This is a genomic window from Aeromonas lacus, from assembly GCF_000764665.1.
Taxonomy (GTDB): domain Bacteria; phylum Pseudomonadota; class Gammaproteobacteria; order Enterobacterales; family Aeromonadaceae; genus Aeromonas; species Aeromonas lacus.
This window is the reverse complement of the sequence record NZ_JRGM01000028.1, coordinates 1-7,231: the sequence shown is the minus strand read 5'-3', so window position 1 is coordinate 7,231 and position 7,231 is coordinate 1. Positions and strand designations below refer to the sequence as shown.

Below are 7,231 nucleotides of genomic sequence, written 5' to 3'. Positions count from 1 at the left end.
CTTAAGAATCATGACATCCCCTTTTAGACAAAATTTTGTCTATTAACGCTAACTATGCACACCAAATGGACCCAAGTCCACCATAATGGGTGGAAAAGTGACACAACGACTACTTTTGTGCGCATCGCGCGACAAGAGGATACACTTGGACAGATAGTACGCGGTCATAGTTGCTCATGCTCAAGAGTGGCAGTCCAAAGCGTTGCCATACAAACAAGCTCTTTTATACAAAAAGCCCAATGAGACCCATTCGGTTTGTGTGCTCACAAAAAGGGCTACCAAAGGTAGCCTAATCACTTCTTGGCAAACTCATACCGCCTCTGTCAAATCATCGCCATCAGACAACACTTGATGCCCGAGCACATACACCCTGGTCGGTTTGTTCTCCATTCCTGGAAGGCGCACAAGCGCTTGAGTCTTGTTTGGCGCAGCCTTGATGATCCAACCTGCCAACACGGCCAGTTTGGCAGCCTTTTTGAAATCGCGGCCACGATTAATCTCTTTCCAACCTTCGGGCAACACCAGGAATACGACCCCTTCATCATCTCCCACTTTGGGATTCTTTCGATAGCCAACCATCTGGGATGGACGGTGATTACTATCATCCCAATCCGCAAACCGGCTGTACTGGTAAGCAGTGAAGAACTGACGGATCTGTCGCAGGGTTGCTGCGTCTTCCTGGTTGCCAAGATGGCCACGATCGGCAAGCCACGCATCAAGACAAACTCGTGCTGCCTTGGTGGCCTCTCCGGCTTGCCATCCAGTGATCCCTAAGCGAGTGGCCAGCTCACCAGCTGCTGCAACCAGGGCAAAGCGGTTAATAGCTCGCCCTACCTGGTTACCTGCCCCCTCTGGGGTCATGGTCGTGACCAATCGGCGGATCTCGCCCTTCATCCATGCGCTGTGCCCGTTTAGGTCATTGGCCAATGCCTCAACATAAGCACGAAAAGCAGTGCCGTGTTGCCCTTGCAGGCGCTCACGCAGGGTATCGGCGAACTGGCGGCCATCGGCCATGCCGTGCAGCTCCTCAAACGCACCATGCTTGCCTGTGTCGCTCGGGATCTGGATAGTGCGAATCTCCATACCGGCAAAGGTGCGCTGGCCCGCTTGCTCGGCATGGTCTTCCAGGGAAAGTTCACCAGTGGAGAGGAACAGTAGACGCCACTGCTTGCGCTCGCGCAGCTCCCCATCTTGGCGACTCCGCCCCTTGCCCTGTCCGTTGGCCAGCATATAGGCCACCAGACCGGCCTCCCGACCATCCACCTCCTTGATTTCATCCAGGCACAGCAAGGCATCATTGCGGCGACTGGCAATCCCTTCTATCGCGTTACCGGTCGCACGCCAGGTATGAGTGAACGATTCGGGGCCGTATACGCTGGCAGCGGCCATCATGACGGTGGTCTTGCCGTCGGTACTCTCGCCTTTCAGGTGAAATCCGCCCCCCTCTACCCCGATCAGTGATAGCAGGGGCGCAGCAAAGGCACACGATATGGCAAAGGCTAACCGACTATTACCAACCGCCAGAGCGGCAACCTGGGCTTGCCACTCGGCCAAGGTGCCGGATGCGGTGAAGTCGTTATTCACATAGCCGGTGGTTTGCAGGATCACCTCATTGGCATCTGGCCCCAAGTTGCCATTTGGCAGCACATAGGCCCGTTTGTGCCAACCAGTGCGATCGACACAAGTGATCCTAGCTTGTGGCTGGCAGCTCATCAGGTAATCGCGCAGCAGGTTCTTTTTGCTCATGTTGATGTAACTGAGCCCGCTTTCTGCCAGCTGGCCGAATACCTCCTCGCCGCCTTTGTGAACCAGCATACGCATGGGCATTGCCCAACGGCGGGTCTTGCCGTTGGTATCACGCCACTCCAGCAACCTGCCAAAGCCTTGTCCCTGCTCGGTGTGGGTGATCGCCCTGACATGTAGTGGGGAACTGATCGGCACCGGCACCCGTTCGGCCTCCTCCCCCTTGCCGCGCCACTCCATGGCAAAGAGGCGATCTTTCCCCATGCTGTAGTTGTCGGGGAGCTCTGACGACTCGGGGGTTTGTTCTGCTGGGGTCTTGGTATCTGCGATAGAGGTCATGATCGCCTTCTTGGTATCGAGCAGCCCATGGGCCTGGTGGTAATCGTTCCAGTCACCAGCTTCACCAGGAAGGCAGATCAGCCCCCCTATCGCTGTTGCTGCTTCTTGGGCTTTGGCTTGGCCAGGGTTGCCATCAATATGGGCATCGTTGTCACCGGCAATCAGGATCGGCTCTGTACCTTCTCGGCGCTTGGCAATCTCAGCCACGGCCAGCAGATTGCTTGCATCCATGGCGCAATAGACGGTTGCCCCTGTCGCCAAATGGACAGATACCCCCGTTGCGTAACCTTCACAGATTGCCACCCGTAGCCCGCCGGTTAACCGGTGAAATGCCCCTGCTTTCTGGCCACCGGCCAAATAGCGCTTTTCCCCCTGGGGGTTGATGAGCTGGACGTTGACCAGCTGATCATGTTCATCCGTGAGCGGGATAACCAGGGAGCCCTGGGGGAAGTTGTGCCGCGCTTCTCGGATCAGGGTCTGATTGGTATCTGCCAGCCAGTCGGGCAGGTGCTTGAGGGAGAGATAGGGGCTACGGCCCTTAACGCAATCCCCCATGATTGAGGCGGCCCTGGTGCAGGCTTTGCGCTTGGCTTTCTCTTCATCCTGTCTGGCTTTGGCTGCTACCTGCTCGGCGTTCTGTCGGCGGGCGGCGACCTCCTTTGCATCGAGACCGTCTGGGGATAACCCGAGCAAGGTGGCCACCTCTTGGGCGGCCTCCTTGGTGCTCTTGTGGGTGGCCTTGGCCAGAAGGGTTAAGCCATCACCGGCGCCGCACTGGGAACAAATCCAGGTGCCCCGCCCCTCCTTGTCATCCAGGCGAAACCGGTCTTTACCACCGCAGGCAGGGCATGGGCCATGCTGGCCACGCTTGGGAACCGATAGGCCAAGTTCAGCCAGGATAAAGGGCCATTGGCCACGGGCTGCCAAGGAGACATCAGAGACAATGCGAATAGAGGTCATGACTCACCTCCTGGCAGCCGATCATTCAACTCACTGATCCGGCAAGAGTTGGTGTCTATGTCTTTCGCCAGTGCTTTGAGCAGGCCGGAAAGGCCATAGGTAAACTCTTCATGGTCGATGCGGCTCTTACGCTCCCAATCCACGCTGGCGGACAGCAAATGGGAAAGGGTATGAAGGGCACAGACTGACGTATCCAGTTCAGCAGTGACGCGGGTAAGCTCTTTTGAGGGGTTCTGATGGATGTTCATGCTTGCCCCCTTTTCGCATTGGGAATACGGGCAACAAACACGAGCGGCAAGCCAGGCAGATTGGCGCGCGCTTGGGCTTCGGTATCAGCGACGGCAGAAATGGTGCGTATACGGTGAAGGTCAGAGACCCTACCATGAGTGGCGATCAGGAAGGTGAAGATCATGATTACTATCCTTGGTTTTGGTAGACCAAGGCGGATCGGGTAGCCGCAAGACAGTGCCAAACCAAGGAAGGCACAGTGGGGGCGTTTTCTTTGGCTCCCGACCCATGCCCCCAAAAAAGGATAGATCTCCGGCATGAGGCCGAAGATGGGGGAAATGGTGCAAATTGTCCTTGGTTTAGTCATTGCCTGCGGGTGTCTAATCCGCCAGCCATACCAAGGGGTGTCTAGGCCCTTGGTGATCGGAAGGCTATCCGAATTGATCTGTGGATGCAACTCTTGCTGGGGATCAGGGGCTTTGCTATGGTGCATGGGCTTGCTCCTCTGGATTTGGGGGTGGGGTAAGTAAATAGGGAGCCCTGGCAGGCTCCCTTTTGTTTTTCTGGGCGGTTACTCCTCCAACTCCCGTTGCAGGCATTGGCGTTTGCCTGGACTGTCACACAGGGCCAGCAGGTCGGCACACTGGGGGCGGGTTGAGGTGAGGAGAGCCTTACGGGCAGCGGGGCTGTCGCCCTCCAGCGCCACCTGCTCGCCGCTCATTGCCTCTTTGAGGGCCGAACCCAACTCGTTTAGCGCCCAGCGGCGCGCACCTTCCATCCCGATGATGCAACCCTTGGCGCAGGTCAGGGCCGCCAGTTCGGCCAGCTGCTGCTTGAGGTTGGGCAAGATGGCGGGTGCCAGCTTGTGGTCGAGGTAGCTTTCATAACATCCGGCGACCATGCTCTGGGCGCTGTTCACCGCCAGCTGGGTCTGATAGAGCGGCAACGCCAAGCGCTTCTCCTGACACTCCGACAACGTGGCTGCCGCGTTGGCATCGTCCAGCAGTTCGGTCAGCTCGCGGTACTCCCGCGCCGCTTCCAGGGACACCATTCCGCCCATTAGCTGGTTAATCCGTCCTTGGCGCAGCTCCTCACGGCGCGCCTTGGCGGACGGGATTTGCGCCATCAGGTTTTTGCGCTGCTCGCGCAAGGTCAATATCTCTTGGTCGAGTTCCATCAGCTTGCTGTGCTCGCTTTGAAACAGGGCCACGTGTTCATCCAGTCGGCTGGCTCGGGTCGCTGCGGGGGCAGTCGGCACGGCGTGCAAGGTGGAGGTTTGTTGCATGGGGTTACTCCTCGGTGGCAAGGGTGCGGCGTAGGCGGTCGGCTCGCCCAAGGCGTAGGACTGGGCGCGGTTGTAGCGAATGCCCCAGCTGGCCAAGTCGTCAATGTCGCCCGCCGTGAGGCGGTGGGTATGGTTGACGGTGAGCACCTGCAGGTTCTCGACCAGCGTGATGGCCAGATAGGTGCTCGGCATGTGCTGGTGCGAGACAAAGCCCAAATCCGCAATCTTCATGCGCTGGGTTTTATCCCGTACCTGTCCGGCCTTGAGGTGGGCTTTCTGGTGGGCGCGCAACAGGTCGCCGCCGACCATCACCACCAAGCGCGGGTCTTGGCGGTATGCCTCGGGCAGCTTCTCAATCAGGGCATACACCATGCTGTCGAGGTCGGCGAAATCGCCCTTGCCGCTGGTTGAGAAGGTGACCGCATCGCGCAGCACCCGCAGCCCTTCGGGGTCAGCCGCCTTGGCCAAGGCGGGCCAGCCCATCATCACATCCTCCCCGTTGGGGTTGGCAACGGGGTCGGTATTGACGGCGGCAGACTGGCCATGGAAACCGACCCGTATCAGGTCATCACCAAAGGCAGCCAAGGCCAGCTCTTCGAGCAGGGTGTTGGCTTGGCGCTGGTCGAGCCCTTCCAGCATCTGGGCCAGCTGTTGCCACGTCCAGATAACGCTGCTGTCCATCTCTTCGTATTGGTGAGCCCGCTTACTCGGCTTGGCTGGAACCATGAAACGCGCTTGCGCCTTGCGGCCACTGCGCAGGGTCGGCTTGAGCGGGTCAAAGCGCGGGGCGTGCGGGTCATCCACACCCAAGATAGAGACCATCCACAGGAACGGGACGGCCTGCAAAATGGCCGCCGTCAGGGCCATACTGGTGGCGTTATCGAGGTTGCCGAAACTGGGTTGCGGCGCGGGGGCAAAACTCATGCGCACATCGCGCAGCAGGTCAGATAAGGTCATCAGAAAGGCTCCTTAGTAGAGGCGGTAGGTGTTGGCAGAGTCGGGGTTATCACGGCGGTCAGCAGTGGGCGGGTCTGGCGGGCAGGGCATCATGCTGGCGAGCTTTTTGTTGATGCTGTCGATGTCCGACAGCAAGGTTTCCAGCTGCTTGAACATGCGGTCAGGGTCTAGCGTCCGGTTCACCGGCTTGGTGGGGACGGGCACAGGCAAAGAGGCTGGCACCAAGAGCGGGCGCGCCTCGGGTCGCTTGGCACTAAATTGCAGTTGGGTCAGCCCCGTGATGGTCGGCTGGTCGGTGACAGAGACCCCCGCTAGATACCACTGGCCGGTGCCAGCGAAGTTTTCAGCCGCCTCAATGGTGCAAAAGCCGTGGCTGCCGCTGATGTTGAGGTCAATCAGCTCAAGGGTCGGGCAAAGTATCGCCATCAGCTTGAGCTGGTCGCCCTCTTCCTGCACCTTCAAGGCATCCACAGAGCCAAGCGGGCGAGTGCGCGCCCCCTCCGGCCAGAGCCTCGCGGTATAGAAACCCGGGTCGTATACCTCGGCCATCTGGCGCAGGCTCTCGGGGCTGATATTGCGGCCGTCCAGTGTTTGCCCCGCAGTGGCGATGCACACCCAACCGGTTTTGATTTGGCTACTCATACCACCCTCCGCAGTGTAACCACCGGCTTTTCGCGCTCTTGCGCGGCCAGTATGTCGAGCTGCTGCTGCCGCTCGTTCACGCTCTTGCACAGTGAGCCGTGCGCCTCGGGCGACAGCCCTTGCGCCAGCGTGATGGCCATCGCTGTAGCGTTCTTGGCCGATGGGCTCAAGGTGTGGCTATAGGCCAGGGTGGACACCCAAGAGTGACCACACTCGGCATCGGTACACTGGCAATAAAGATTGGCGACCCCCGCCGTCAGGCGATTGGTCTTGGTAATGCGGCCCAACTGACCGCACTCGGTACACATCACGCGCATGTGAGTACCTCCAGGGTTATTGGATGGGGTTTGCAGGTTTGCTGGAATGCAGCATCTTGCGGGAGGCGAGGAACGCATCGAGATCGGCGCGTTCGTAGAGGGTACGGTTGCCAATCTTGTAGTAAGGGAGTTCATAGCGGCCATTGCTGGCCCAGACCCCGAGGGTCTTCTCAGACAACCCAAGGTAAGCGGCAGCCTCACGGCGAGTGAGGCGATTACTAATGGTTTGGCTGGTAGATGATGTCATATTGATAGCCCTCTTGGTTTACGAGAGCTATCTTCCATATTTCATGTTTAATACCGGAACAAAAATGAAAAAGTGATTTTTGTGTCTGGGTGTTAATGATGCCTGGACGTGTTAGGCACTGGATGGTTCATAGATAGAGGCAACAATCGAGTACAGTTTGTTGTCGCCAGACAAACTATTTTTTAAGGTTCTCAAATAAAGCTCATCTGTAAACTTCTTAGACAGTGGAATAACTGTCCTTTTTATTTTATCGGCCCCCCAATCTTTATACCTACTATCAAAATAAAGATACTCTTGCAGTCGTTCATAACAAATATGGCAATTAGCTACTTTCAATACAATCAACACATCCATCAACTCAATTAACTTATAGTCTATTATTTTATTGAGCGTTGTATGCCCTTTGACCTGCAATGGTCGTTTTCTTACTTCACCAATCTCTAATTCTTTGCGCCATACAGAGAGCAAACTTTTCAGCGAAGATAAAATCTCATCATTCGAACTATTCTCAAG

8 protein-coding genes are annotated in these 7,231 nt (G+C 57.3%); all 8 read right to left on the bottom strand.

Annotated elements, in window-relative coordinates; translation table 11 throughout:
* Positions 1-309 precede the first annotated feature (309 nt).
* The gene (locus tag LG31_RS0104510) at positions 310-3,042 is read right to left on the bottom strand and encodes a DUF927 domain-containing protein (RefSeq protein WP_033113309.1); all 2,733 of its coding nucleotides are present in this window, start codon (positions 3,040-3,042) and stop codon (positions 310-312) included.
* On the bottom strand, positions 3,039-3,290 hold the full coding sequence (locus LG31_RS0104505) for a hypothetical protein (RefSeq protein ID WP_019444965.1): 252 nt from the start codon (positions 3,288-3,290) through the stop codon (positions 3,039-3,041). Before LG31_RS0104505 ends, LG31_RS0104510 begins: the two co-directional genes overlap by 4 nt.
* On the bottom strand, positions 3,287-3,454 hold the full coding sequence (locus LG31_RS21555) for a host cell division inhibitor Icd-like protein (RefSeq protein ID WP_238567476.1): 168 nt from the start codon (positions 3,452-3,454) through the stop codon (positions 3,287-3,289). The genes LG31_RS0104505 and LG31_RS21555 overlap by 4 nt, the downstream gene beginning before the upstream one ends.
* 387 nt (positions 3,455-3,841) lie before the next feature.
* Positions 3,842-5,512 carry a P2 family phage major capsid protein gene (locus tag LG31_RS21550; protein WP_238567475.1) on the bottom strand — a complete coding sequence of 557 codons (1,671 nt, stop codon included), beginning with the start codon at positions 5,510-5,512 and terminating at the stop codon, positions 3,842-3,844.
* Positions 5,513-5,524: 12 nt separating this feature from the next.
* A complete protein-coding gene (locus LG31_RS20110; RefSeq protein ID WP_050513404.1) occupies positions 5,525-6,154 on the bottom strand; it encodes a GPO family capsid scaffolding protein in 630 nt (209 codons plus the stop codon).
* On the bottom strand, positions 6,151-6,471 hold the full coding sequence (locus LG31_RS21820; protein ID WP_084059540.1) for an ogr/Delta-like zinc finger family protein: 321 nt from the start codon (positions 6,469-6,471) through the stop codon (positions 6,151-6,153). The genes LG31_RS20110 and LG31_RS21820 overlap by 4 nt, the downstream gene beginning before the upstream one ends.
* 16 nt (positions 6,472-6,487) lie before the next feature.
* Positions 6,488-6,718, bottom strand: a complete 231-nt coding sequence (locus LG31_RS0104480) for a helix-turn-helix domain-containing protein (protein WP_033113308.1) — start codon at positions 6,716-6,718, stop codon at positions 6,488-6,490.
* 111 nt (positions 6,719-6,829) lie between these two features.
* Positions 6,830-7,231, bottom strand: a 402-nt coding sequence (locus LG31_RS21150) for a DUF6387 family protein (RefSeq protein WP_033113307.1), incomplete at its 5' end; no start/stop codon positions are given.

What these genes read in the sequence shown, in the direction of transcription:
- LG31_RS0104510 (WP_033113309.1), bottom strand. Translation starts at nt 3,042, where the DNA reads ATGACCTCTATTCGCATTGTCTCTGATGTCTCCTTGGCAGCCCGTGGC.
- LG31_RS0104505 (WP_019444965.1), bottom strand. Translation starts at nt 3,290, where the DNA reads ATGAACATCCATCAGAACCCCTCAAAAGAGCTTACCCGCGTCACTGCT.
- LG31_RS21555 (WP_238567476.1), bottom strand. Translation starts at nt 3,454, where the DNA reads ATGATCTTCACCTTCCTGATCGCCACTCATGGTAGGGTCTCTGACCTT.
- LG31_RS21550 (WP_238567475.1), bottom strand. Translation starts at nt 5,512, where the DNA reads ATGACCTTATCTGACCTGCTGCGCGATGTGCGCATGAGTTTTGCCCCC.
- LG31_RS20110 (WP_050513404.1), bottom strand. Translation starts at nt 6,154, where the DNA reads ATGAGTAGCCAAATCAAAACCGGTTGGGTGTGCATCGCCACTGCGGGG.
- LG31_RS21820 (WP_084059540.1), bottom strand. Translation starts at nt 6,471, where the DNA reads ATGCGCGTGATGTGTACCGAGTGCGGTCAGTTGGGCCGCATTACCAAG.
- LG31_RS0104480 (WP_033113308.1), bottom strand. Translation starts at nt 6,718, where the DNA reads ATGACATCATCTACCAGCCAAACCATTAGTAATCGCCTCACTCGCCGT.